Source organism: Leptolyngbya sp. Cla-17, from assembly GCF_016807185.1.
In the GTDB taxonomy this organism is placed as follows: Bacteria; Cyanobacteriota; Cyanobacteriia; order Leptolyngbyales; family Leptolyngbyaceae; genus ULC077BIN1.
In genome coordinates this window covers 2,267,401-2,292,991 of record NZ_JAEVYN010000002.1, presented here as the reverse complement: position 1 = coordinate 2,292,991, position 25,591 = coordinate 2,267,401, and the positions used below count along the sequence as shown (strand labels likewise).

The window sequence follows — 25,591 nt, the reverse complement described above, 5'->3', positions numbered from 1 at the left end:
ATGGCAGGTGTAACGTCAATAGACGTGAAAGAAAGTTTGGATGACTTAGCTCAACAGTTGCGGCAAGCCGAAACGCCAAGCGCTAAAGAACGATTGCAAGTGCTCTACTGGTTGAAACAAGAGAATGCGCCGAGCATTAGTGCGATTGCCAAAGCGGTCGGGAAACATCGAAACACGGTGCAAAGCTGGCTATTGATGTATCGCACTGGAGGAGTGGGGGCGATGCTAGAAATCAAGAAATCGCCGGGGGGAGTGCGAGTGATACCCCAATGGGCAGAGGATGCTTTGGCAAAGCGGTTACGACAGAGACACGGCTTTCAAAGTTATGGAGCAGTACAACAGTGGTTGGCAGAAACCTTGGGAGTAGAAGCGGAGTATCACGCGGTCTACCAAATGACCCGCTATCGGCTCAAAGCCAAGCTAAAGGTTGCTCGTCCTCAAAATTGCCAGCAGGATAGTGAACAGCGATCTGCTTTTAAGCAAACCTCAAGGGCGACCTCAGCTTGCTGAGTCAGTATGCTCGCCACCGGGGGCAGGATGAACGTCCCATTCGCTATTTTGCTCAGGATGAGAGTCGTTTTGGACTGCATACTCTGATGGGACGATTGATCACGGCGTGTGGCATCAAACCGATTGGGCAGTGGCAGTGGTTGTTCAAAGCGTTCTGGCTCTACGGGGCGGTTGAACCTGCCACGGGAGAGTCCTTTTTTCTGCAATTTTCTCATGTTGATACCGAGTGTTATCAACGATTCTTGAATGAATTTTCCGACGCTTATCCGGATAGTCTGAACGTCTTGCAAGTGGATAACGGGCGGTTTCACAAGGGTAAAGCGTTGGTGGTGCCAGAGAACATCATCTTGTTATTCCAACCGCCTTACTGCCCTGAGCTAAATCCTATTGAGAGGTTGTGGGAACATCTCAAGGCAAGTTTGAAGTGGGCTGCGTTCAAAACGCTCGACCAACTACAAGTCAAAATCGATCAACTCCTGGCTGAGTTAACACCACAAGTAATTGCTTCTCTCACAGGTTATTCCTTTATCCTGGATGCCCTATCTGCCTTGAATACTGTTTAAATTGGTATTACTTAAACGGTTCCATGTATCTTGCAGCCGAGATTTCGGGCTTTACAGGACACGAGACACGGGGGCATCTCGACTTCACGACTCGCTTGGGGCTACTGGGATCACCAGGCGTTTTAGCGCGAGGTGTGCTGGCGATGTTGCGCTTTGACGAAACGCAGACGTTACCCAAAATTCTCATTCCAGTGCAGGTGATTGCTGGGCAATCTGATATTGCTACTCGGCTTTGGGCACACCATCGCCTCAAGCACGACATTCCCAACTCAGAAATAGTGGTGTTGCATCCTGCGGGGCATATGGGTTTAATGGAGCGCAATGCTCAGTTTGCCGAAGCAGTGCGATCGTTCGGCGATTCTCTTAAGAAGGTTTGATCTACACATTATACGGAATTGCGGAAGGCAGTACTTTTTGACCAGATTAAATTGCTTGAATCCAATCAAAGCCCACTTTGCCTTGAACTATCACAGGATGCTGCATCAACCATTGGCACCGCTTGACTAAGACATCCTCTAAAGCATCAAGATTGTCAAACACTTGATTAGCGATTGCTTCGCGCAGCAAAGACCAGACACATTCAGTGGGTTGCAGTTGGAGGGTATAGGGCAATAGCGGGTAGAAGAAAATGCCGGGGGGCACCTGAAGTTTTTGGCTCATATGCCACGCGGCCTGATCAACCAATAGAATGATCAACTGCTGACGATGGGGATTGACCTGAGCCGCAAATAGCTCTAACGCCATCTGCATCATGGAGACATTGGCACGGGGCAATAAAAGGAAGTAGCTCGCTCCAGTGGCAGGATGGACAAAACCATAGGTGTAGACCCATTGATAGCGGCGAGAATGATGCGCTGATGGGCGTTCTCCTATGGGTGCCCAAACCCGCCTGACAATGGGTTGCAAGCCTAATCGAGCTTCGTCTTCCGCCCAAATTACAATCTCCCGATTGGGAAACAACGAGCGCAACCACGCCACATGACCTGCTAATCCTGCTTTGAACTCTGCTTGCTGCTCAAGGGTTGCGCTTTGATGATGCACCGGACGCGGCACCTGCAAGCTCAACCCCAAACGTCGTAGATACAGCGGATTGCAGTCAGATAGAGGACAATGAAGGATTACAACGTTGGGTCAAAAATGAAGCCGTATTCCATAGACTTTCGAGAGAAGATTGTAAGTGCTATGGAGAAGGGTGATAGCTCGATCCGAAAAGTTGCTGCCCGCTTTGCTGTCAGCAAGAGTTGCGTCGAGAGATGGATGATTCAGAAGCGCACAGAAGGTCACGTCGTTCCCCATAAGCAGGGTGGTTCGGTGAGTCCTGTGATGGAGCACAAAGACCAGTTAGTGGCGATCTTCGAGAACCAGCGCGATGCGACCTTAGCGGAATATTGTGAGCTACTCTTTGATGAGACTGGGCTATGGGTTAGCCAAAGTACTATGTGCCGAACCTTTCAGAGACTCAATTTACCGCGCAAAAAAAAACGCTCCGCTCCAGCCAAGCCACCAGCGAACGAGTCCAACTCCTGAGACAGGAGTACTGGGCACAGGTGACGAGTATAGAACTCAAAGATTTAGTGTTTCTCGATGAGATGGGTGTTCTACTGGGACTCATGCGAACCCATGCCCGTGCTGCACCTGGGGAACGAGCGTATGATACCAAATTAAATTGGAGTAGTTACAGATCAGATAAACTGAGGAATGTAGAGGTGAGAGTCTAATCATGGCTGGTGTCAGCGCAATCGTAATTAAAGAAAGTCTCGAGGAGTTAGGCACCCGCTTGCGAACGGTTGAACAGCCGATAGTTAAAGAACGATTGCAAGTGTTGTACTGGCTCAAACGAGCGCAAGCACCGAGCATCAGCCAGATCGCGGTTGCAATTGGCAGGCATCGAGGCACGGTGCAAAAGTGGTTAGCGCTGTATCGAGCACAAGGATTAGAGGCATTGCTGGTGGTCAAGCCAACGCCAGGAGGAGGCAACCGGATGATTCCAATGTGGGCAGAAGTTGCCTTAGCAAAGCGATTGCAGGAACCGGACAATGGGTTTGACAGCTATGGGGAGGTGCAGCAGTGGCTCTTGGAGAGTTTAGGAATAGAAGCCCAGTATCATGCGGTCTACCAGATGACCCGTTATCGGCTCAAAGCCAAGCTAAAAGTGGCTCGTCCCCAACACCTCAAGCAGAACCGAGCACAACGAGAGGCATTTAAGCAAACCTTGCAGACGACCTCGATTTGTTGAGCCAATACGCTCGGCAAGTGCGCCAGGATAAACGACCTATTCGCTATTTTGCTGGGGATGAGAGCCGCTTTGGGCTGCATACCATTATCGGGCGTTTGATTACAGCCTTTGGAGTGAAACCCATTGGCTCATGGCAACGGGTGTTCAAAGCATTCTGGCTCTATGGCGCTGTGGAACCTGCCACCGGAGAATCCTTTTTCTGGCAGTTCTCCCATGTCGATACCGAGTGCTACCAATGCTTCTTGGATGAGTTCTCCAAGGCTTACCCCGATAGTCTCAATATCCTGCAAGTGGATAACGGACGGTTCCACAAAGGCAAAGCGTTGATTGTGCCACAGAACATTATCCTGGTGTTCCAACCGCCTTACTGTCCGGAGTTAAATCCAATTGAGAGGCTATGGGAATATCTCAAGGCGGATCTCAAGTGGGTTTCGTTCAAAACGCTTGACCAACTGCAATCCAGAGTAGATCAACTCTTATCCCAGTTAACCCCTCAAGTGATTGCTTCTCTCACGGGCTACCCCTTTATCCTCAATGCACTATCTGTCATTGAAACCATTTAAATTGGTATGACTTCAAACCTTTTTATCGGGGCAAGAAGGTGAGTGTCATGGGCGCGATTACCGTCTCAAAGGTGCTGGCTGTGATGACGATAGATCAGTCGATGGACGCGGTTGTCTTTGAGGTGTACGTCTCAAAGTGTCTTGTGCCTCAACTGTGGAAAGGGGCTGTCGTGGTCATGGATAACCTGCCTGCTCACAAGGTAAAAGCCATTGCACCTTTAATTGAGGCGGTTGGAGCGAAGGTTCTGTATCTGTCTCCTTACTCTCCCGAATTTAATCCGATTGAGCATTGGTGGTCACAGTTAAAGGCTTTCCTAAGACAGTTCTCGCCGACAACCTCGAAAAGGGTAGATACCCTCATTGCCACAGCGATGGATTTGATAGATCCTCAACATTTGCACAACTGGTTTGCACACTGCTGTTACTGTCCCTCTTAACACTGCAATCCGCCGTACTTCCAGGCTGTTGAGGGGTGTAAGCAAATGCCAAAGTAGGTTTCGATATACTCCCCAACTTTCGGTCCACTCCAGAGTCCGCCATCATCCGGGGCACTCTGTAAGCGTTGCCGCAATAGCCGTTGCTGTTCATCACTTAAAGCCAACCGATTGCCCCCAGGGTTCAAGCGTTGCCGATTGACTAGTCCGACCGCACCCTCGGCGTTGTAGCGACGGGCAATTTTCCGCACTCCACTACAACTGAGTCCACAAATCTCAGCGGTTTGTTCGATGCTCATCGGAGTCTTTGGATGACTGAGCAATCGAATCACCAACCAACGGTTTTTCTCGCCAGCATCTTGGCACTGAACATACCGCTGAGTTAGATCTGCGTAGTCTAGATGAGGGCTAATTTGAGTGCGGGGTCGAGGCATGGACAGAGTACCTTTTTCATCTTGCTAAATGATACTCCCCTACTCAATTCCGTATAAGTCGTTCGTGACGACAAACTCCGTCCTGTTGGTAGAAACAGTAACCCGGAATAGTTTCACCTTCCTGTCTTGAGGAAAACCGCGAAGTTTGATCAGCTTGCCTTGCTCTACCTCCTGGTCACTCCAGACCAGTTCAGCCACTCGCTGATAGGGCGTAGTTCCGCCACTATCATCCACGCGCCGATTCGTTTTGAGAGGACAGTAGTACATCTTCCCCAGTTGGTCATCTGTGCCATTAATTTTTGAGTTGCATACCAGCTATCCATCAACACCTACGAAGACTCAAACGAAGCAACCGCTGAAAGACTTATATGTCAATGCTTTTAACTTAACGACCACTTTTTTCGCTGATAAATTAAGCCTGGATGCGATCGCCCATCCAGGCGAGAATACATAAGATCCAAGTAGTACGTCATAAGCCCGTTTCAGCTTACGAAAACCACATCGCCTATGAAACTCCTGCTGATTGAAGACGACCAGCCTACAAGTTCTATGCTGGCTGAGCTGCTGGTTGCCCAGCATTACATGGTTAACCTAGCAACGGATGGACAAATGGGGCTGGAGTTAGCCAGAGAATTTACTTATGACTTAATTCTACTAGATGTGACCCTCCCCAAAATGAATGGACTGAGTGTCTGCAAGCATTTACGGGCAGAGGGTTACCAGTGTCCAATTTTGCTGTTGACGGCTAACGCTAGCAGTAATGAGCGCGTTATGGGTTTGGATGCAGGAGCCAATGATTACGTGGTCAAGCCCTTCGATCCACCAGAGCTACTGGCGCGTGTGCGTGCTTTATTACGACGGGACGCCGCCACCACCTCGGTTTTGACCTGGGAAAATGTGAAGCTTGATACGGTCAGTAACGAAGTCACCTGCAATGACGAGTCAGTGAGGCTCACCCACAAAGAATATTGCTTGTTGGAACTATTTTTGCTTAATCCCAAACGCATTTTTAGCCGTAGTGCCCTACTTGATCGCCTGTGGGATTTTGCCGAACCGCCAGGAGAAGAAACTGTCAGCACTCACATTAAGTGCCTGCGTCAAAAACTGAAAGCAGCAGGTGCCGCAGACTTAATTGAGACGGTTTACGGCTTGGGCTATCGACTCAGAACGCCAGTTCAGGCAGTAGAACCCCCTGTTTTAGCCTTCATGGAGAAACAACAGGACGTTAAACTTCAAAGGGCGGTGACAATAACGTCCAAAGCCTGGAACAAGTATCGGGACAAGATCTTGGCACAGGTCACGGTCATAGAGACGACTGCACAAGCCTTGACGAGTGCTCAACTTAGCCCAATAGATCGACAGTCTGCCCAGCAGGAGGCGCATAAACTCGCTGGATCGTTGGGCATTTTTGGATTTATGGCTGGGTCGCAAATAGCACAAGAGTTGGAGGCGTTGTTGCAACCAGCGGTGACGTTGACGGACGTACAGGTGCAACACATTGTCGAGCTGACAGCATCGTTGCGTCTGATGCTAGAACAGCCTCAGACGGCACCTCTAACGGTAGAGACAAGTGCCTACGCTCCGTTAATTTTGATGATTGATGATGACTTAATGCTGGCAGAACGGGTCAGGATTGAAGCGATCGCTTGGGGGCTGCGAGTCGAAGTCGCAACTGATTTAACAGTTGCCCGCAAAGCGATCGCCCAGTCTCCCCCCAATGTGATTCTGCTGGACTTGAATTTTCCGGGTGCGGAGAATGGGTTTATGCTACTGCGGGAATTGATGCAGCGATCGCCCAAAATTCCGGTACTGGCATTCACGGGACAGGGCGATTTAGCCAGCCGCTTAGAAGTAGTCCGGTTGGGAGGCTGTGTCTTCTTGCAAAAACCGCTGCCGACCTATGAAATTCTCAAAGCTGTGACGGATGTGTTGCATCAAATGCAAGTATCGCATCACAATCGCGTGCTGGTAGTGGATGATGATGGCGCGATCGCCGCCAATCTGGAGCACCTGTTGCAGCCCTTTGGTGTAGAAGTAACTGGACTGAGTGACCCCCATCAGTTTTGGGAACTATTGACGGTAACAATGCCAAACCTGCTGTTGCTAGACTTAGAAATGCCCGGTTTTGATGGTGTGGATTTGTGTCAGGCAGTGCGGAGTGACCCCAAGTGGCAGCAGTTAGCGATTGTGTTTCTGTCTACTCATACGGAAGCGGCGGCAATCGAACGCGCCTTTATCGCTGGGGCTGACGACTACCTGAGTAAAGCCATGACGGCTACAGAGCTAGTCACGCGCATCATCCACCGCTTAAAGCGCAGCGGGTTTCAAACTGAGTAGCAGCGGGAAATATCTATGCGTTCTACGATCGACCGTCGATTGGCTTCTTATGGGATCGCGATCACTTCTACAGGGGTCGCGATCTTGCTTTCCTTGTGGTTACAGCCCTTTCTGGAGCGCACCATTGGCGCATTCTTTTATCTCGTTGTGATCGTCACGACCTTGTATGGCGGCTTTCGACCAGGCATGGTGACGATCGTCCTCTCGACTCTCGCAATCAACTATTTTTTCATGCCGCCCCTTTACCAATTCACAACGGCTGCACCCACCGATATCCTGCGACTGGGGGTCTTTGCGCTGGTCTCCTTGGTCCTCAACCTGCTCAACAGCGCTTTACAGCAAAGCAAAGCCACGATTGAGCAACTCAGTCCGCAGTTAATCCAGGAAAGTCGTGATCGCCTGCAAATGGCACTCGCCGCTGCCCAGATGGGGTTGTGGGATTGGAATCTTGTCACTGGGGAAATTGTTTGGTCGCCAGAGCACGAACAGTTGTTTGGCTTTGCTCTCGGCAGCTTTGACGGTCGGTATGAAACCTTTGAGGCTCGACTGCATCCAGACGATCGCGCCATCCTCAGCGAGGCGATCCAGCAAGCGCTGCAGCACCGTACCCTTTATCAGCATGAGTATCGCGTGATCTGGACGGATGGCAGCGTTCATTGGCTGGAAGGTAGAGGGCAGGCAACCTATAACGAAGCCGGTCAAGCGGTGCGAATGTCCGGCACGATTATGAATATTGACCAGCGCAAACAGGCAGAAATAGCGCTCAGACGCAGTGAACAGCAACTCCGCGCCATTTTTGATGCTGAACCCGAATGCATCAAGATTATCTCAGCCGACGGTGTGTTAGAGCAGATGAATCCTGCGGGACTTGCCATGCTCGAAGCCGATCGTCTCGAGCAAGTACGTGGGCAGAATGTCTGTCCACTCATCGCCCCTGCCCACCAACAGGCATTTCTAGCGTTCATCCATCAGGTCGCTGAGGGCAAACCAGGCACCCTAGAGTTTGAAATAATTGGCTTCCGAGGTACTCGCTGTTGGTTAGAGTCTCATGCTGTGCCGTTACACTTTCCAGGTGAAGCAACAACGCAGGTTCTAGCCATCACACGCGATATTACGGAGCAGAAGCGAGCAGCAGCGGAAATCAAGCAACTCAATGCTGATCTGGAACAACGGGTTGCCGAAAACACCTTTGCACTCCAACAATCGAATCTACTCCTGAATAGCTTTTTCGACGCTGCGTCTTCGGCGGCGATCGGTCTCTGCATTCATGACCACGATCTGCGCTTTCTGCGGATCAATACAACCCTTGCTGCCATTAATGGGCAGCCTGTAGAACAGCATCTTGGTCGTACCGTTGCCGAGATTCTGCCCCAAATGGCACCCATGGTTGAACCCTTGTTTCACCGCGTCCTTGCCACTGGACAGCCCATTCTCAATTTAGAAGTTTCAGGCGAAGTGCCGAGTCAACCTGGACTCATGCGGCATTGGTTAGCCTCTTACTTTCCCATTTTGGATGAAACCAATGCGGTCAGGGCGATCGGCGTGATTGTGGTTGAAATCACCGATCGCAAACGCGCTGAGGCAGCCTTAACCGCATCTCAGGCAAGATTCGCTGGCATTGTAGACATTGCGAATGATGCCATTATCTCGATTGATGCACAGCAACAAATCACCTTATTTAACAAGGGAGCTGAGAAGATTTTTGGCTATGCCGCGGCAGAAGTCATGGGTCAATCGCTGAGCCTGCTTTTACCAGAACGCTTTGCCCATAGCCATCCCCGTCATATCAGCGGTTTTACGCAAGCGCCTGAAATTGCTCGACAAATGGGAGAGCGCAGTGAGCTGTCTGGTCGCCGCAAAGACGGCAGTGAGTTTCCAGCCGAAGCCTCAATTTCTCGCTTAACGCTGGGCGACGAACGCATTTTTACAGCCATTCTGCGAGACATTAGCGATCGCAAACAAGCCGAAGCCGCTCAAGCTCGCCTCGCTGCCATTGTTGCCTCGTCACAGGATGCCATCATCAGTAAAACGCTGGATGGCATCATCGTAAGCTGGAACGCCAGCGCCGAGAAGCTGTTTGGCTACTCAGCCGCCGAAGCGATTGGGCAGCCCATTACCTTGATTATTCCGGTTGACCAACTCAATGTCGAAACTCAATTTTTGCACTGGATTGGGCAGGGAGAATCCATTCAACAATACGAAACGGTGCGGCAGCGCAAAGATGGCACTCTGGTGGAGATTTCGCTTACCCTTTCACCCGTTAAAGATGCCCATGGTACGATTGTCGGCGCGTCCAAGGTTGCCCGTGACATCACCGAGCAACGCACGCTCGATCGCATGAAGAATGAATTTATCTCCATCGTGAGTCACGAACTCCGCACCCCGCTAACAGCCATTCGCGGCTCGCTCGGCTTAATCTTGCGGGGAGTGTATGACAAAAAGCCCGACAAAAAACACCGGATGATTGAAATTGCCGCTGAACAGAGCGATCGCCTGGTGCGTCTGGTCAACGACATCCTCGACCTGCAACGGCTAGAATCCGGCAGTATGAAACTCGCCCTGCAAGCCTGCGATGCCACTACCCTGATGCAGCAAGCGGCTGACGCGATGCGAGCCGTTGCCGAAGAACACCAGGTTCACCTCCGCCTTACGCCCCTGCCCGTCTCCATTTGGGCAGCCCCCGATGCCATCATCCAGATCCTCACCAACCTCTTAAGCAACGCAATCAAATTCTCTGATGCCGGCAGCCAGATCGATCTGGCTGTAGCCGTGATGGAGTCAGGCAAGCAGGGCGGTAGTAGCGTTGAGGTCGTAGAGCAAAAACCACCTTCAGCCGTGTCCTCCTCATCCCCCCATCCTTATGCTGTCTTCTCAATCCAGGATCAGGGGCGTGGTATTCCCGCAGAGAAGCTCGAAAAAGTGTTTGAACGTTTTCAGCAAGTGGATGCCTCTGACTCCCGTGACAAAGGCGGTACGGGACTCGGCTTGGCGATCTGCCGCCAAATCGTGGCGCAGCACGGTGGGTGCATTTGGGTCGAGAGCGTGTTAGGGAAAGGGAGTACGTTTTACTTCACCTTGCCGGTGGCGGCAGAGGACGTAGAAGCGAAGGGAAAATAATGACAGCCAAACGGGTGCTCGTGATCGACGATGAAGCGGTGATTCTGGAAGTGATCCAGGGTTGCCTGGAGGAGTTGGGCGGGATGGGAGTCTTAACGGCAGCATCAGGGGTCGAGGGCTTGCAGGTGGCTCAAACCGCTTTACCCGACGGCATTTTGCTGGATGTGTCAATGCCAGGTATGGATGGGTTAGAAGTGCTGCGGCAGTTGCAGGCAAATGCCGTCACGCGATCGATTCCTGTAGTGCTGCTGACTGCCAGAGTGCAACCAGAAGATCGGGCAAAATTTGCTCAAGCTGGGGTTGCAGGAGTCATTTTGAAGCCCTTTGACCCGATCGCCCTGGCAGATCAGGTGGCGGCGGTCTTTGAGTGGACGCTGTGACGGTCAGCCATGATGTGTGATGGAATTCATGACGGACTTCAAAGTTTCCTCAAACTCTTTCTCTAGGATGAAGTCATTCATCCTGTAGAGGCAGCGTGTGTCCACCAAGCAAATTTTAGTCATTGATGATGAAGCGGCAGTGCAGGAAGTGGTGCAAAGCTGCTTTGAGGATTTGGCTGGGTGGACGGTCATCACGGCTAATTCTGGGGAAGCAGGCTTAGAGCAAGCCCTGGCAACGAGACCCGATGCGATCGTGCTGGATGTGCTGATGCCAGACATTGATGGCATTACGCTGCTGCGCCAGTTGAAAGCCAGTCCGACCACAGAAGCGATTCCTGTCGTGCTGCTGACGATCGCGAGTGCTTTTACTGACCCCGGTGGCTGTGCTGCCCTGGGAGCCGTCGGCGCGATCGCCAAACCCTTTGACCCCTTTGACCTGGTTGAGCAAGTGGCAGACTTGCTCGGTTGGGCGTTAGAGTACCGGGAGGACTGTCTGTGAATCTTTGCAAGACTCAGGTACGAGCATTTGAAGACGATCGTTTAAAGGTCACTATGAGTCCGCAACCATCTGAGTACAGCGCCCATGAACTTGCCAGATTAGAGGCACTCGCCCGTTACCAGATTCTCGATACAGCCGCTGAAGCGGCTTATGACGATTTAACCCAGTTGGCAGCTCAAATTTGCGGGACTCCGATCGCCCTGGTTTCTCTACTCGATCACGATCGACAATGGTTTAAATCAAAAGTCGGCTTAACGGTCTCAGAAACGCCTCGCGCGATCGCCTTTTGCAACCACACAATTTTGCAGGCAGAACCCCTGGTTGTGCCAGATGCCCTCCTGGATGAGCGCTTTGCGACCAACCCGCTGGTAACTGGCGACCCCAACATCCGGTTTTATGCTGGCATCCCGTTAACGACCCCAGACCACTACCACCTTGGTACGCTCTGTGTACTCGATCGAGCACCTCGTCAACTCAGCTCTGCACAAATGCAAGCACTACAAGTGCTCAGTCGCCAGGTGGTGAGCCAGTTGGAGTTACGCCGTCATTTGGCAGTATTGCAAGCAAGCGAACGTCGACTACAGCAAAAAGTTCAGCAAGAAACGTTAGTGCGCGTGGTGGCGGAACGCATTCGTCAATCCCTTGATCTTGACACGATCCTGACTACGACCGTCACGGAAATCCGTCAGGTATTGCAGACCGATCGGGTGTTGCTGTTTCAACTCAAGCCAGATGGTTCAGGATACGTAGTGCAAGAATCGATCGATGCCCGCTGGAAGCCGATTCTGGGGCAAAATTTGGTTGATCCCTGTTTCCAAGCCAGCTACGTCCAGAAATATTTTGAGGGACGAGTCAGTGCCGTTGCCGATATCGATGACGGTAGCATTCAGCCCTGCTATGCCGATTTTCTCAGGCAGTTTGATGTGCGGGCAAATCTGGTCGTGCCCATTCTTCAAACGGGGCATCTGTGGGGGTTGTTGATTGCCCATCAATGCACCCAACCGCGCCAGTGGTCTGAAGACGAAATGCAATTGCTGAAACTACTGGCGGATCAAGTGGCGATCGCCCTTCACCAGGCATCCCTCTATCAACAAGTCCAAACTGAACTCGTAGACCGCATCCAGACGCAAGCCCAACTGCGAGAGCAGGCAATGCTGCTGGATGTCGCTACTGATGCCATTGTCGTGCGGGATCTCAACCATCACATTACCTTCTGGAATCAGGGAGCAGAACGGCTATACGGCTGGTCAAGCGCGGAAGTGTCTGGGCGATCGGCGACTGAAGTGTTGTATCGAGAGCCATCCTCCCAGTTAGAAGACATCTACTCGATCGTCCTTGCCCACGGAGCCTGGCAGGGCGAGTTGACCCAACTCACAAAGGCGCAACAGGAAGTGATTGTTGACAGCCGTTGGAGCCTGGTACGCCACCCCAATGGGCAACCGAAAGCCTTTTTGATTGTGAATACAGACATTACGCAGAAAACGCTGCTGGAGCGGCAGTTTCTCCGCATTCAGCGCCTGGAGAGCATTGGCACGCTAGCAGGGGGTATTGCCCACGATTTGAATAATGTGCTGGCACCCATCCTGATGGCAGTGCCACTGTTAGAAATGCAGCCTGAAAGTGCCAAACGTCAGCAGTGGCTGGAGGTGATTGATGCCAGTGCCAGACGGGGCGCGAGTTTGGTGAAGCAAGTGCTGACCTTTGCACGCGGCACCGAAGGCGAACGATCGCTCCTCGAAATGAACCATCTCATTTACGAAATCAAACACATTGCTGAGGAGACCTTTCCGAAAGCCATCACTGTCATGACCAATGTGCCGAACGCGCTATGGCCGATGTGGGGCGATGTGACCCAGATGCATCAGGTGCTCATGAATCTGTGTGTGAATGCCCGTGATGCCATGCCCAACGGTGGTCTGCTCCGCATCAGCGCTGAGAATTGTGAGCTTGAAGCACAGGATATCCGCCTCAATTGGGGCGCGCAGGCAGGCGCTTATATCATGCTCACCATTACCGATACAGGCGCTGGCATCGCGTCAGACGTACTTGATCGCATCTTTGACCCTTTCTTCACCACCAAACCAGTCGGTCAAGGTACAGGCTTGGGGTTGTCTACAGTGATGACTATTGTCAAAAACCACCACGGGTTTATGACTGTCGCCAGCCAGGTGGGAAACGGCACCGAGTTCAAAGTGTATCTGCCAGCAATACTAACCAGCGAACATAAGTCAGCAGTCAGCTCGGCATCTCCCCATGGGTCAGGAGAGTGGATTTTGCTGGCAGATGATGAAGACGCAATTCGGGAGGCAACCAAAACGATGCTGGAGGCATACGGGTATCAAGTGCTGACCGCGAGTAATGGGATTGAAGCGATCGCCCTCTATACCCAACATCAGGATGATATCCAGATCGCGCTCATGAACATCATGATGCCTGTCATGGATGGAGCCACTGCGATTCGCACCCTGCAAGCCATCAATCCGCAGCTTAAAATTGTCGCCACCAGTGGCTTAACCACCCATGAAACCCTTGCCGAGATGGGAATTCAGGTTGACCATTGCTTGTTAAAACCCTTTACTGCCCCAGAGTTACTGTTCGCTCTACAGCAACTCAAGGCTTGAGATCCAGTGTGGATCGAACAACATTGCGCACAGAGATCGCCAGACTTCAAAGTTTCCTCAAACTCTTTCTATAACTTGAAGGCATAGGAAAGCGGTTGCTCCTTTATTCACTACCTCTCTTTTATAAAGCGATCAAATCATGTCTCTCTGCCTGTGCTGCTCTCACCTCCTGCTGCGTCACATTCGTCAACAACAGATGTATTGGTTCTGCCGCCATTGTTGGCAAGAAATGCCCGCCCCAATAGAGCCTCCCCCTATGGTCTCAACCGCTCCAGCACTACCTGCTTCCGTTAGGCTCTTTCCATTTGTGCAGAAATATCGATCTACTCTCACTCGCAGGTCTACTCCTAACCCAGAAGCAAGAACTCCGACCCGCTTCAGTTCTTCTTCTACCTTGAGAAAAGGGGTTAAAAAATATAGCTTACTTGCCACAGGGTAGGTAGCTTGAAGGAGAAAAGCAAGTTACTTTCCTTGCCTTTCTCCTTCAAAGTTCATATGAACATATGACCTATTTAAAGACTTAAACACCCTTACCTTTTCGGATTTTACGGCTATTAATATCAGCATTTAGTTCGTCAAGAATTTAATTGATCAGCCTTATTGATTTCATATACTTCAGTAGGCTTAATAGAGGATATATTTTAGACAAAACTTCAAAAGAAATGCACCATAATAGTCTTACTTTTCTGAGTAAAATAGATCAAAATAAAAGTGAATTAAAAGGATGAATATCAGTTTGATATTCATCCTTTTTTATATTTTTCATACAAGCTTTGATACTCCTGCATCACCAATTTTCTAGTTAAATTAAGATCGGAAAATTAGCTTTTCTCATACTTTTATTCTAACTTGCACGACGACATTAAATTAACAGATCAGTACAATTACACATGACCACTATATTAAGCTTAACTTTATTGTCTGCTTCACCAACTAAGACATACCAAATTTGCACCTATTTTTAACCTAAAAATTAGATTTTCATTCAATTTGTTAGACCATTAACACCACCACCTTACAAAGCTTAACGTGTTTGCAACATGTTGTTCGGACAAAGTATATAAACAATGATTCTGTTGTTAAACCTGAAAGCCAAGACCTTTATAGAACAGGAACTTTAAGGCTTGAAATTAGATCCGAACTTCGTAAGCAAAGTTAATGTTTGCCGCTCTTAAATCAACTCTTCTGTCGGACTTTATATCTTTTTCAACTAGCAAATATGTGTGGAATTTTTATTAGAATTTAAAGACATTTTTAAATTAAAAACTACGTATTAACTCTGTTACAACTGCACCATTTTGCTTGTTATAAATGGGTTATCAAATGAACACAAAAACCTGAAAGGACTTCGATTAATGGCTTTAGATCCGCACGATTTTATGAGTAAAATGTCCGCTCGCATTAGCTTTACTTCTGCTGATCGAGACTTGTTGCAATCAAGTGCTAGCTGGGGTGCTGAAATTGCCCCTGACATGGCTGATCATTTCTACACGTTCATGGGGCGCGACGAAGAAATGAACGCAATTCTGAATGCCTCTGAAGGGCGTATTCATCGCTTACGGGAAACCTTTGTTGATTGGTTTGGCGAAATGTTTACAGGGATGGATAATTGGGGCAATAGCTATGCCGATCGCCGCTGGCGCATTGGTTTGATTCATGTCCGCATTGGGATTGGTCCACAACACGTTGTTCCAGCAATGGCGGTTGTGGTTCAAGCCGTGGGTGAGCGATTGCGTGCCGAAGGCAAGTCTGCGGCATTGCAAGAATCCCTCAGCAAGATTTGCATGATTGATCTTGCGTTTATTGAGCAGGCTTACGTTGAAGTAGCTGCTGCTGCTGTGCTGAAAGAAACAGGTTGGACTGAAGGATTATTTAGACGGTTAATCACTTCTGGCGCAGGTGCAATGTAAGCACAATGCTCATAACTCAGAAGCGCTCTCAACCCAATCAATCCTGCTCACAATTCGGCAGTTTTTGCCACATAACTTGTTTGCAGTTTAGCTCGGTCAACAAAGTACCCATTCAAGAACGGCTCTCTGAACCTTGTATGCTTGCGGCAAGCCGAAGGAATGCAGAATCAGCAGGCGATTTGTGTGACCTGACCTTGGCGTTGCTGGTCAACCAGTTTCGCTAAAGTCTCTGGCTTAAGGCTCAAGCAAAATGACCGTTCAACAGCAAAGCAAGCGCTCTTGTTCGCATCCCTAACTTGGGGCGATCGCTAAGCACTCTCTCAGACTTTGACTACTTTCGCTGACTACTCTCCACACATTCTTTACATTGAACGAGGCACATCATGGCAATTAATATCGAAAAGCTCAGCAGCGTACTCCAAAACTTTGTGAGCTCAACCAGCGATGTCGAAGGGGCTGCTATTGTCACCCCAGACGGTTTGCCCCTAGCAACGAGTTTACCAAAAGCCATTGACGAAGAGCGAGCAGCAGCGATGTCGGCGGCTATGCCTCTCACTCGGCGAACGCATTAGTACTGAATTTGCACGGGGTGATGTTGATCGTATTTTTGTGGAAGGCAACACAAGGCTATGGCATCCTGACTAGTTGCGGTACCGATGCTGTCTTTCTTGTCCTTGCTGGCCAAGCCGCGAAACAGGGATTGCTCATGCTGGAAATTAAGCGGGCATTAGGCGAATTAAAACTGATTCTCGCCTGACGATCGAACAACACAAGTGACGGGCGAGTGTTGTGATCAACCGCAAGGCTGGAGCACCCGCCCACCTCTCTCAACCTTTCTCTGTAAATGCCTACACATCTCGTTTTCAGGCTAAGGAAACTTCATGGAGATTATGCGTCTGGTTGTGACGGGTCCAGTTGGCGCTGGCAAGTCCACCTTTATTCGTTCCGTAAGTGAAATCGCTGTGGTCGATACAGACCGTCGGGCGACCGATGAGACCGCTCTGCTGAAGCAAAAAACGACGGTTGCCTTTGATTTTGGACGGCTGTCTTTTGGACCCGAAATGGCACTGCATCTCTATGGCACCCCCGGACAATCCCGGTTTGATTTCATGTGGGACATTCTGATTCAAAAAGCGCATGCCTATATTCTCTTAGTCGCCGCCCATCGACCGAGTGAATTTATTGATGCCCGTCGTATTCGTGCCTTTATGCGCCAACGATCTCCCGTGCCTATGATGATTGGTTTGACCCATATGGATGCGCCAGATGCCTGGGATCTTGAAAATGCAGCGATCGCGCTGGGCTATTTGAGTGCGAACAGACGCCCCCCAATCATTCCAGTTGACCCAACACAGACAGCCTCTGTGGCGCAAGCCGTCATCACCTTGGTGCAACACTCCATGCAGCATTGCTTAGTGTAGCAACTCGCTGAGCCCCCGATCCTAAAAACCACAACGTTGAAAACTGTAAGGAAAAACAGTATGGCAGTGACTGGCTATTTATCAGAGTTCTCCCTGGCAGAACTCTTCAATTTTTTGGATCAGGGTAATAAAACAGGCTTACTCACCCTCTGTACGCTCTCAGACGCTCAGCCTGAGAACCGCGAGAACCACTACATCTGGTTTAATCAAGGGCGGGTTGTGGCGGCAGCCAATCGGCTCGATCAGCATGGGTTAGCGCATATGATTGGGCAACGCGGCTGGCTGGGTGAACACACGGCCTTGCGTGTGGCTCAGACCTGTGCCGCTACCACGCCCATCGGCCTCAGCCTGAAGACCCAAGGTTTGTTGACAGTGGAGCAACTCAAGCTGCTGTTTTACACGCAGGTGATGCGGCAGGTCTGCACCTTGTTTGCGCTCAAGGATGCCTGGTTTCAATTTGACAGCAAAGCGCCGTTACCCTTTGCTGAGATGACTGGCTTAAATTCGCCTGCTTCAGAAGTGACTCTGGCTGCCCTGCGGGTACTAAAGGATTGGAGCGCTCTCACTGATAAACTACCGGAGCCAACTTCAGCAGTGATGAGCATCATCGAGGGTAAACCTCAACAAAAGCTACACCAAACCGAGTGGCACCTCTGGGAGTTTGCTAACGGTACGATCTCTTTACAGGCGATCGCCCAGCAACTGCAATTACCGTTGGAGAAAGTGCAACAAATCGCGTTTCGTTTGGTGACGGCAGGTTTAGTGGAGGAAGTCCCGTTAGTCACTGCTATGCCGACTGCAAAACCAGAAATACTGGCAGTGGAGACGGCTGCGATCGAAACAACGACTGTCAGCCACTCCTTTCTACACCACTTGGTCGGGTTTCTGAAAGGCAAAGTTTAGCCATATCTCTGCGCGTCAAGAACCAACAAACTCCCTATAATGCCAATCAAGATGAGAGCAGCCCTACCACCAGTCCAATCCAGCGATGCAGGTTAAAAGGCAGTATGACGCAGTTTGAGAGTTTTCATGCAGGGGCTCCTAGACGATGCTAAAACTGAAACGAAATGCTTCCATAAACCGACAACGGTGCACCAGGATAAAGCAGAAAGCCTTGAGAGTCGTAATACCGTGTGTTAGAGATGTTTTGGAAATTCAGGCTGACTCGGTATTTGTCTCGCCGATAAAAAATGGTGGCATCAGCACGCACATAAGACGGAATTTCAACTGTATTTGGCAACGTCGCATCGCGATCGCCTACAAAATAAATCCCTGCCCCAATGCCTAAACCTTGCAAGGGACCGCTTTGCAGTTGATACGTCGTCCACAAACTGGCGCTCTGTCGGGGCGCATTGACTAAGCGGTTGCCCAGTGACTCACTATTATCCTTGCTGACATAGGCATCGTTGTGAGCAAAGGAGGCAATCACATTCCATCCAGGCAAGATCTCTCCAGTAATGTCTAACTCAATACCCCGGCTTGTCACTTCTCCAGTGGCAATGGAGAAATCAATATTGTTGGGATCGGTTGTGGCGACGTTGGTTTTCGTAATGTCGTAGTAAGCCAAGGTTGCCGACAGCTTACCGTTGAATGCTTCTCCTTTAATACCAACTTCGTACTGAGTGCCCCGCTCTGGTTCGATCAAGCTGCCATCAGCGGTAAAGGCAAACGCATTTGGTTTGAAGGAACGACTGTAGCTGGCATAAAGAGAAATCGGCGCGATCGGTTGATAAACAAGACCAAAACGGGGTGAAAACGCAGTATAGGAACGCTTAGAACGGGTTGGTTCATCGTCGTCAGTAAAGTCTTTGCTGTCAAAATCAACTAGATCCACACGTCCACCTACCAGCAACTTTAAATTGGGTAGCAGGGTCACTTGATCTTGCAAATAAATGCCTACACTATTGCTAGTTTGGTCATTGCCAAAGACGGTGTTGAAGGTTTTAGGAGTGGGAAAGCCATAGACCGGGTTGAAAATATCGATGGATCGAAACTCCGCTCGTTGGGCTAGGTAGCTACTATCCCGCTTGCTCCAATCCACACCAAACAACACTTGATGCGCGACCGATCCAGTGTTGAATTTACCAATTAAGTCCGTCTGCAAGGAGTAATAGTCAGTAGACTCGTCAAACAGGGTGAATCGTCGTCGTAGCGTACGACCATCTGGTTCCAAGAGAAAAGTACGCGCTTGTACATTCGATCGCAACGAATCAAATAACTGTGTTGAAAACGCACTGCGAATGCGCAAATTATCGTTGAAGCGATGATCCAACACCAGGTTGACTTTGTTGCTGGTGAAGTCGTAGCGATCGCTCGGTTCTCCTAAATTGCGGCTAATTGGCAACTGGAAGGATTCTCGTAAGGGTGGAAACCCGCGATCAAAGGTACGTTCCAGATCAACCCGTTCATACTCCAGCGTGAGATTGGTTGCCTCTCCAATTTTGAAACTTAAAACAGGTGCAACAACGAACAACTCCTTATTGACGAAATCTCGAAAACTGCCGGAATTTTCATAAGCAGCATTCAACCGATAGAGCAATTTTTTATCGGGTGTAAGGGGACCTGAGAGATCAAAGGAAGGACGATAGTAATCGAAACTACCAACCCGAAATTGACCGGCGTAATAAGGCTCACTTAACGGTTGCTTCGTGATGTAATTAACAACGCCCCCGGGTTCAAATTGCCCATATAGGACGGAGGCAGGACCTTTGAGCACTTCAATGCGTTCAATCACAGATGGATCAGTATAGCCATAGAAACCTTCTTCCCGAAAGCCATTTCTCAACTTGAAGTCGGAGGTTAAGCCGCGAATGGTGTAGTTGTCGGTAGAGCCTGCATAGCCATAGGTACGCGTCACTCCTGATACGTTTCGCACGGCTTCTGGCAACTCAATCACTTGCTGATCTTCAATGACCTGACGCGGAATCACCTGAATCGATTGAGGAATATCACGCAACGGCGTATCGGTTCTCGTTGCAGTCGCGGCATTGGGCACTGCGTAACGGGAACCTGGGCGATCTCCCGTCACCACTACTTCTTCATCAGCTTCAGCATCGGGATTAAGACTATAGGCAAACTCTCCTGTCCTCAGCGTCACGTCTGAAGTTGGCAACGCCGCTTTACCAACCACCCGAACTTGGATACGGGTAGCATCCACTTGAGCCACCGTAACAGTGGCAATATCAGCGGTAGGATTGTCTGCCTGAAACTCATTACCTGCGTGGAGCGCTAGCACCGTATTAGCGATAGTTGCTACTAAGGCATTCCCTTCTGTGGTGAACTGACTAGCATCAACCTGCAACGTACCATTTGCCGTTTCTAAGACGATGTCTAATCCACTTTCATTAGGTTCAAGTTTCACACCCGTCACTTTTACGGAGGTTTGGTTCTCTGCCTCTTGCATCTGGGCAACCCATTCTTTGACTGTTGTGGCAGGACGCACCCGATCGCTCAAACGAGGAATCCCTGTTTTCAAGCGCATTAACGAACTCGAAGGCACTGGGGTTGAAGCTGATTGGGCATGGACGGACGAAGCCGCGATCGCAGAAAGTAACCCGACAGTGATGTAAAAGAGCTGAAACGACACCGTTTTAACAAACGTACTGTGCATAGATCGATCCGATATAGGTAAACAAGACTGTGTATCGCTAGCTGTGCTAGACGACAAGAAGCGAAAACTTTGCGTGGGGTTAGGGTTTAGCAGTAACTCGTTGGCTATGCTGCATGGCTTCTCGTCGATGAGCCGCCAGCCAACGACGACGTTGCCAGAGTGCAAAGCCGGTAATCACAAGCACTAAGGGCGTGAGTCCGACCAGGCAGTAAAGAATACGAGTGAACCAACCCCCGTAATTACCAACGTGCAAGATGTACTGAGCCTTCATGATGCGGTCAGCAACCGAACCTTGTTTGGGATGATCAACGCGCAACACAGCTCCCGTGTACTGATCTAGATAGAGATAGGGATCTTTATTAAATTCATGCTCTTGTGGCAAATGCATCCAAACATTGAAGGTGGCTTCGGGTTTCTTGGCTGGGAAAAACTTGAATAGTTTGGCACCGGGCAAGGCGGCTTCTGCTTTTTGCAGCATTTCATCGATCGCCATTGGCGCTTTACCCACAGCAACCTGTGACGCTACTTCTACTGGTTTTGGGGCTTGCGTCAGATGATAGACCGCATTCTCAAAGGGTGTCCAGAAGACCATTGCCATACCAGTGGTAGCAATCAGTGAGAGTAAGACAACTGACACAACCCCGATCGCTTTGTGGATGTCATAGTGAATCAATTGCCAGGGCGCTTGCCAGCGAATCGTCAAGCCGTACTTCAGGTTGCGCCAGCCATTCCACAGCGCTAGACCCGTGATACCCATGAGTAGCAAGATGCCACCACAGATGCCCACAATTTGCATCCCCAAATCACCAGCCAACAGGTGAACATGTAGCTCGATTAAGAACCCTCTGATCGTCTGTTTCCAGGGGAGAGAGCCAAGCACCTTACCGTTAAAGGGATTTAGATACACATCAGTGTAGTCGTTTGTAGCATCTGCCATCATCACCGTATAGGCTACATCTGGTGATGATGGCACCGTGACGCGATGTACTTTTAGAGCAGGATAAAGTTTCTTTGCACTCTCCACGAGTTCTTGGTGCGATCGCATCTCGCCCTGTGGTTCCACATGCCATAACTGAGGATTGAAAGCATGATCCAACTCCTCGGAGAAAACCAGTAGGCTTCCCGTTAAGCCAATAATGACTAGCAGAAGACTTGCTAAAAGCCCAATCCAGCGATGCAAAATCAGAGCAGAAGTGCGTAGTCTCATGGCTAAAACTCCACCGATAGGGTGCCAAGAATTGTGAAGGGCGCACCCGATCGCCCATCCTGCGTTTCTGCCACAATTTCCAACCCAGTTTCTGTGGCATTAAGCCGCACAGCCGTCACTGGCACAGGCGATTCACTGTCCCTTTGTTTAATTTGTGCCAGCCAGTCTTTAACCGTTGTGGCAGGGCGCTTTGGGTTCTGCTGTCGAGGTCGATCTCTGGTTGATATTTCAGCGGATTTCTCGCGTTTAGAACTGCTGTTGGAGGCAGGCCCAGTGTTGGCGATCGCGGGTGCTGAAGCGATGATCGCCAAGATGCCCATGAGCCAAATGAGGTTGCGGCGAGGCTGTTTCACGATTAATTCCTCACACTTAATTGTTAGAAAATTATGAACGCTCACGCATCTTGAGGACATTAGATGTACCCCTTCGGTGAATAGAAGCGCAGGGTTGAACTACTATTCACCTGCTGGCATTGGCCGCGCTCTAAAAGCGGTAGCCGACCGTTGCATAAACACTGAAAGGATCGCTAGGAGTCGCAGACCCTCGTCCGCCACCGGGAAAATATTCAGTATTGGTCAGATTACGAAAGTTGATCTGAGCTTCCAGTCCGCCAACCCGATAGCCTATAAAGGCATCTAGAGCAAGGTAACTAGGCAGTATCCCAGTCCCATCTTGGTTAGCAAATCGATCATCCTGGTAGTTTGCGCCAAGCCCGATCGTCCAGTTTTGGCTAGCTTGATACGCCGTCCAGACGTTGAAGGAATGTTTTGGGACACCCGTAATACGCTGACCAGTCCGCGCTGGTGCAAGAATGCCGAGGATTGGATCAAGGGAGAGAGGAACGCCGCGGGTCGTAATGGCATCAATGTAGGCATAGTTGAAATTGAGCGTCCACCTGGAGTTGAGATTGGCTCTGAGGTCTAGTTCAACGCCCCGTGATCGTTGATCCACAGGATCAGTGGGATTGTTGTTTACATCCAAACGACTAACAACATCTTTGCGATCGATCTGAAACAATGCCAGGGTTGCAACAAGATTGTTGTCAAAGAAGGTGCCTTTGTACCCCACTTCATATTGATTGATGGTGGCGATCGGGATTGCCACTAGCTCTCGATTAGCATTTGGTCCACGAGCGATCGCACCATTAGAAGCGAAACTGCTTGCGTAGCTGGCATAGAAGGAAGAAACTTTATCCGGTTGATAAACAAATCCAAAGCGAGGATTGAAACGGGTGACATTTTGTTCGTAGCTGCGATCGGTGGCGGTGGTTGCCAGACTGTCATCACCAGGGCGGCGGGTTTGCTGCTCATTGAAAAAATCTAACCGTGCGCCCAACAACGCTTTGAACTGCTCCGAAAAGCTGATTTGATCTTGCAGAAAGAGGGCAATCGTGCGGTTTGTCGAATCTCGACTTTCATTAATGTTTTCGCCTGTCTGCCCAAACCCTCGTCTGACAATCCTGCCCTCTGAAAACACTGGATTGAGCGAGTCAATGCAAGGGAGGCGGTTCACAACCTGCCCAGGGGCAATGGTTTGTCCAGCCGCACCAGCGTTACAAACTGCGTTGCCGTTTGCTACATTTGTTGGATTATTGGACTGGGCAGTACTGCCAATATTACCCACTTGATAACGAATGGTATCGCTTGCAGTGCGGTTGAACTCAACCCCTGTCAAAATTTGGTGATCCATGCCGAGAAAGCGAGTCTTCAGCTTGCCATCCAGTCGATAGAAAAAGCCCTCGTTGCTGTCTGTCTGTTCCCGCAGCCGACGAGCGATCGCGACCCCGCTGGGAAGTTGGGCAGACGGTGTAACGTTGTAAGCAACCACATCGGTTGCATTTCGGATCAGGTCAAACTGTCGATTGGTGTAGTAAAAATTATTTGTCAGTACTAGATCAGGGCTTGCCTGAAGTTCGTACTTGAGACCCAGCCGATAGATCTCCTGGTCAGCTTTAGAGAAAGGAGTGCTGAAGAGGCGATCGTGCGCTCCAGAGATAATGCTGCCATTCACCCCAGGCAAAAAAGGAATCCCAGGAATATCCGGTCTGGCTTTGATATTGCGATAATCAAAATCTAGAGTGACGGTGTTGTTAGGATCTAGTTTGAGTTGAATGGACGGCAAAATTTCCAGGCGTTCGAGGTTTAGTTTGCGAAAGCCCTCTCGACTCTCATACCCACCGTCAAACCGATACAGCACCTTTTGATCGATCGGCCCGCTCAAGTTGAAAGTGCCCCCAAAGCGCTCGAAGCTGCCTCCAGACAAGCTAACTTTGGATACAAAATCCGTTGTGAACGGGAAGGTAATCAAGTTAATCAAACCCGCTCCCACGTTGTCGCCCGATGCTCCTACCCCATATAGAGCGCCTGCTGGACCTTTCAATACTTCGATCCGTTCAACATCCGCAAAGCCTCGAAATAAACCCGATCGCTCAGTGTTAACGGGTGTTATTTGGTCAGGAATACCATCTCGGAGAAACTCTGCTTGAAAGCCACGGACATAGAAGTTGTCAATAAAGCCATAATTGGCTCGCGTGCTGGTACTGACACCGCTCACATTCCGTAGAGCCTCTTGCATGAGAAGCGGCGCTTGTTGCTGCAAGAGCGTTGATGGAATTACCTGTACCGAAAAAGGTACATCTCGATTCGGCGTTGCAGTACTCGTACCCGTAACTGTCAGCTCTTCTTCATCCGGGTCTTCTCCTTCTGGGTTGAGGCTGTAGGCCAATGCTCCTGCCCTCAGCGTCACTTCTGAAGTAGGTAGGGCATTGTTACCGGTTACGCTCACCCGAATACTGGTTGCAGCAAGTTGTGTCACACGGACATTCGCAATGTCTGCAATCGGATTGTCTGCCTGAAACTCCTTGCCGTCGGGTAGCGCCAGCACCGCATTGGGAATATCTGCAATCAGGCTATTGCCTTCAGACCGAAAATTTGTGGCATCGACTGAAAGTGGTTTGCCTTCTTCAGTCTCCAAGACGACATCTAAACCACTATCAACACGGTTCACTTGCACACGTGTGATCGATACAGGCGCGTTTTGAGTGATCAGCTTCGAGTTTTTGAGTTTTTTCTCCCATTCTTTAAGTGTCGTGGCAGGACGATGGAAGTTCTTGATACGAAGCTCTACCGCCATTGATCGCGAACTTTCCACCGCTGCCATTTTTTCAACTTGAGGTTCCCTCGCCTCAGCCTTTGAGTTGGCAATACTCAGTAACAGTAGAGACGCGATCGCGCTTCGCGTAACAAATTCGATCTTTACTCCCAACCTTAAATGCAAGCACTTCACAATATTTCCTCACAGATAGATGACCTTATTTGCAACAAAAACGACTCGTCTACCTGAAACGAGTGACAACGCTTTCCCAGTCCTGTTAAGAGAACTGATTCGGCTTATTGCAAATAACTTTTAGTAATGATCAAAAAATTATGATGATTGGCGACCAAAGTCAAGCCTTTTGTTGCTAGAGATAATTTGGTCTGAATGATCCTAAGAACGATATTTACTGCTCAGAGAAGGAGCTTTCAGCCTTTTTACAACGGAGAAACGCTTTCAGGTTATCGTAATTTTTCTTGATTCTCGTCCTCAGCAGTTGAGAACAGTGTCGATCACTTTATGAATAGACCAGAGTTGCTTTTACTTTTGGAGAGCAAATCCTTTACTCGGAACCACAAAAATTAATTTAGTCATTTACTTGATAGATCTTCTCATTAAGCTCTATAGTACTTTTGAAATGTTTGTCAGTCTGCTGG

24 protein-coding genes and 2 pseudogenes are annotated in these 25,591 nt (G+C 49.7%); 19 read left to right on the top strand and 7 right to left on the bottom strand.

The window, feature by feature from the left end:
• From JOY44_RS21430 to JOY44_RS21420, 3 genes are read left to right on the top strand one after another with little or no spacing between them, the layout of a single operon-like run.
• Positions 1 to 510: a helix-turn-helix domain-containing protein gene (locus JOY44_RS21430; protein ID WP_171573305.1), complete on the top strand. Its 510-nt coding sequence runs from the start codon at positions 1 to 3 to the stop codon at positions 508 to 510.
• The gene (locus JOY44_RS21425) at positions 504 to 1,073 is read left to right on the top strand and encodes an IS630 family transposase (RefSeq protein WP_171575528.1); all 570 of its coding nucleotides are present in this window, start codon (positions 504 to 506) and stop codon (positions 1,071 to 1,073) included. The genes JOY44_RS21430 and JOY44_RS21425 overlap by 7 nt, the downstream gene beginning before the upstream one ends.
• Positions 1,074 to 1,096: 23 nt before the next feature.
• Entirely contained in the window at positions 1,097 to 1,450 is a 354-nt protein-coding gene (locus JOY44_RS21420) for an alpha/beta fold hydrolase (RefSeq protein WP_171575527.1), read from the top strand.
• 46 nt (positions 1,451 to 1,496) lie between these two features.
• Here the strand turns inward: JOY44_RS21420 and JOY44_RS21415 are convergent.
• A pseudogene (locus JOY44_RS21415) lies at positions 1,497 to 2,156 on the bottom strand (IS630 family transposase); the annotation flags it as partial.
• 27 nt (positions 2,157 to 2,183) lie between these two features.
• On the opposite strand from JOY44_RS21415, the gene JOY44_RS21410 reads away from it, so the two are divergent.
• Genes JOY44_RS21410 through JOY44_RS21390 form a run of 5 tightly spaced genes read left to right on the top strand, consistent with a single transcriptional unit; the run spans position 2,184 to position 4,309 of the window.
• Positions 2,184 to 2,600, top strand: a complete 417-nt coding sequence (locus JOY44_RS21410) for a helix-turn-helix domain-containing protein (RefSeq protein ID WP_171571820.1) — start codon at positions 2,184 to 2,186, stop codon at positions 2,598 to 2,600.
• On the top strand, positions 2,513 to 2,791 hold the full coding sequence (locus JOY44_RS21405) for a hypothetical protein (RefSeq protein ID WP_171573859.1): 279 nt from the start codon (positions 2,513 to 2,515) through the stop codon (positions 2,789 to 2,791). Before JOY44_RS21410 ends, JOY44_RS21405 begins: the two co-directional genes overlap by 88 nt.
• Before the next feature lie 2 nt (positions 2,792 to 2,793).
• Positions 2,794 to 3,309, top strand: a complete 516-nt coding sequence (locus JOY44_RS21400) for a helix-turn-helix domain-containing protein (protein WP_171573477.1) — start codon at positions 2,794 to 2,796, stop codon at positions 3,307 to 3,309.
• Positions 3,306 to 3,872 (top strand): IS630 family transposase, encoded by a 567-nt coding sequence (locus JOY44_RS21395; RefSeq protein ID WP_171571904.1) that lies wholly within the window; start codon positions 3,306 to 3,308, stop codon positions 3,870 to 3,872. The genes JOY44_RS21400 and JOY44_RS21395 overlap by 4 nt, the downstream gene beginning before the upstream one ends.
• Before the next feature lie 38 nt (positions 3,873 to 3,910).
• Complete coding sequence (locus JOY44_RS21390; RefSeq protein WP_415881119.1) at positions 3,911 to 4,309, top strand: transposase; 399 nt, start codon at positions 3,911 to 3,913, stop codon at positions 4,307 to 4,309.
• On the opposite strand, the gene JOY44_RS21385 is transcribed toward JOY44_RS21390, so the two are convergent.
• Together JOY44_RS21385 and JOY44_RS21380 are read right to left on the bottom strand one after the other, a co-directional pair.
• Entirely contained in the window at positions 4,306 to 4,740 is a 435-nt protein-coding gene (locus JOY44_RS21385) for a helix-turn-helix domain-containing protein (RefSeq protein ID WP_171575524.1), read from the bottom strand. The two genes, JOY44_RS21390 and JOY44_RS21385, sit on opposite strands and share 4 nt — an antisense overlap.
• Positions 4,741 to 4,794: 54 nt before the next feature.
• A pseudogene (locus tag JOY44_RS21380) lies at positions 4,795 to 5,069 on the bottom strand (IS701 family transposase); the annotation flags it as partial.
• Here JOY44_RS21380 and JOY44_RS21375 point away from each other — a divergent pair.
• From JOY44_RS21375 to JOY44_RS21310, 11 genes are all read left to right on the top strand, one after another.
• Positions 5,027 to 5,194 (top strand): hypothetical protein, encoded by a 168-nt coding sequence (locus JOY44_RS21375; RefSeq protein WP_171575522.1) that lies wholly within the window; start codon positions 5,027 to 5,029, stop codon positions 5,192 to 5,194. The pseudogene JOY44_RS21380 and the gene JOY44_RS21375 sit on opposite strands and share 43 nt — an antisense overlap.
• Positions 5,195 to 5,247: 53 nt before the next feature.
• Complete coding sequence (locus JOY44_RS21370) at positions 5,248 to 7,077, top strand: response regulator (RefSeq protein ID WP_171575521.1); 1,830 nt, start codon at positions 5,248 to 5,250, stop codon at positions 7,075 to 7,077.
• A gap of 15 nt (positions 7,078 to 7,092) precedes the next feature.
• Positions 7,093 to 10,194, top strand: coding sequence for a PAS domain S-box protein (locus JOY44_RS21365; RefSeq protein ID WP_171575520.1), 3,102 nt, complete (start codon positions 7,093 to 7,095; stop codon positions 10,192 to 10,194).
• A complete protein-coding gene (locus JOY44_RS21360; protein WP_171575519.1) occupies positions 10,194 to 10,574 on the top strand; it encodes a response regulator in 381 nt (126 codons plus the stop codon). Before JOY44_RS21365 ends, JOY44_RS21360 begins: the two co-directional genes overlap by 1 nt.
• A gap of 97 nt (positions 10,575 to 10,671) precedes the next feature.
• Positions 10,672 to 11,073 carry a response regulator gene (locus JOY44_RS21355; RefSeq protein WP_171575518.1) on the top strand — a complete coding sequence of 134 codons (402 nt, stop codon included), beginning with the start codon at positions 10,672 to 10,674 and terminating at the stop codon, positions 11,071 to 11,073.
• Positions 11,070 to 13,694 carry a GAF domain-containing protein gene (locus JOY44_RS31585; protein WP_197985639.1) on the top strand — a complete coding sequence of 875 codons (2,625 nt, stop codon included), beginning with the start codon at positions 11,070 to 11,072 and terminating at the stop codon, positions 13,692 to 13,694. The genes JOY44_RS21355 and JOY44_RS31585 overlap by 4 nt, the downstream gene beginning before the upstream one ends.
• Positions 13,695 to 15,073: 1,379 nt before the next feature.
• Positions 15,074 to 15,604 (top strand): protoglobin domain-containing protein, encoded by a 531-nt coding sequence (locus JOY44_RS21325; RefSeq protein ID WP_245404939.1) that lies wholly within the window; start codon positions 15,074 to 15,076, stop codon positions 15,602 to 15,604.
• 383 nt (positions 15,605 to 15,987) lie between these two features.
• Positions 15,988 to 16,176 (top strand): roadblock/LC7 domain-containing protein, encoded by a 189-nt coding sequence (locus JOY44_RS32450; protein WP_281063315.1) that lies wholly within the window; start codon positions 15,988 to 15,990, stop codon positions 16,174 to 16,176.
• A 20-nt stretch (positions 16,177 to 16,196) separates the two neighbouring features.
• Positions 16,197 to 16,361, top strand: a complete 165-nt coding sequence (locus JOY44_RS32445; protein WP_281063314.1) for a hypothetical protein — start codon at positions 16,197 to 16,199, stop codon at positions 16,359 to 16,361.
• A 124-nt stretch (positions 16,362 to 16,485) separates the two neighbouring features.
• On the top strand, positions 16,486 to 17,025 hold the full coding sequence (locus JOY44_RS21315) for a GTP-binding protein (RefSeq protein ID WP_171575515.1): 540 nt from the start codon (positions 16,486 to 16,488) through the stop codon (positions 17,023 to 17,025).
• 60 nt (positions 17,026 to 17,085) lie between these two features.
• Positions 17,086 to 17,928 (top strand): DUF4388 domain-containing protein, encoded by an 843-nt coding sequence (locus JOY44_RS21310; protein ID WP_171576179.1) that lies wholly within the window; start codon positions 17,086 to 17,088, stop codon positions 17,926 to 17,928.
• A gap of 148 nt (positions 17,929 to 18,076) precedes the next feature.
• Here the strand turns inward: JOY44_RS21310 and JOY44_RS21305 are convergent, their stop codons facing one another.
• From JOY44_RS21305 to JOY44_RS21290, 4 genes are all read right to left on the bottom strand, one after another.
• Positions 18,077 to 20,635, bottom strand: coding sequence for a TonB-dependent siderophore receptor (locus JOY44_RS21305; RefSeq protein ID WP_197985636.1), 2,559 nt, complete (start codon positions 20,633 to 20,635; stop codon positions 18,077 to 18,079).
• Between the two features lie 79 nt (positions 20,636 to 20,714).
• Positions 20,715 to 21,842, bottom strand: coding sequence for a PepSY-associated TM helix domain-containing protein (locus tag JOY44_RS21300; RefSeq protein ID WP_171575514.1), 1,128 nt, complete (start codon positions 21,840 to 21,842; stop codon positions 20,715 to 20,717).
• A 2-nt stretch (positions 21,843 to 21,844) separates the two neighbouring features.
• A complete protein-coding gene (locus JOY44_RS21295; protein WP_171573858.1) occupies positions 21,845 to 22,195 on the bottom strand; it encodes a hypothetical protein in 351 nt (116 codons plus the stop codon).
• Between the two features lie 130 nt (positions 22,196 to 22,325).
• Positions 22,326 to 25,106 (bottom strand): TonB-dependent receptor domain-containing protein, encoded by a 2,781-nt coding sequence (locus JOY44_RS21290; protein WP_171575513.1) that lies wholly within the window; start codon positions 25,104 to 25,106, stop codon positions 22,326 to 22,328.
• Positions 25,107 to 25,591 lie beyond the last annotated feature (485 nt).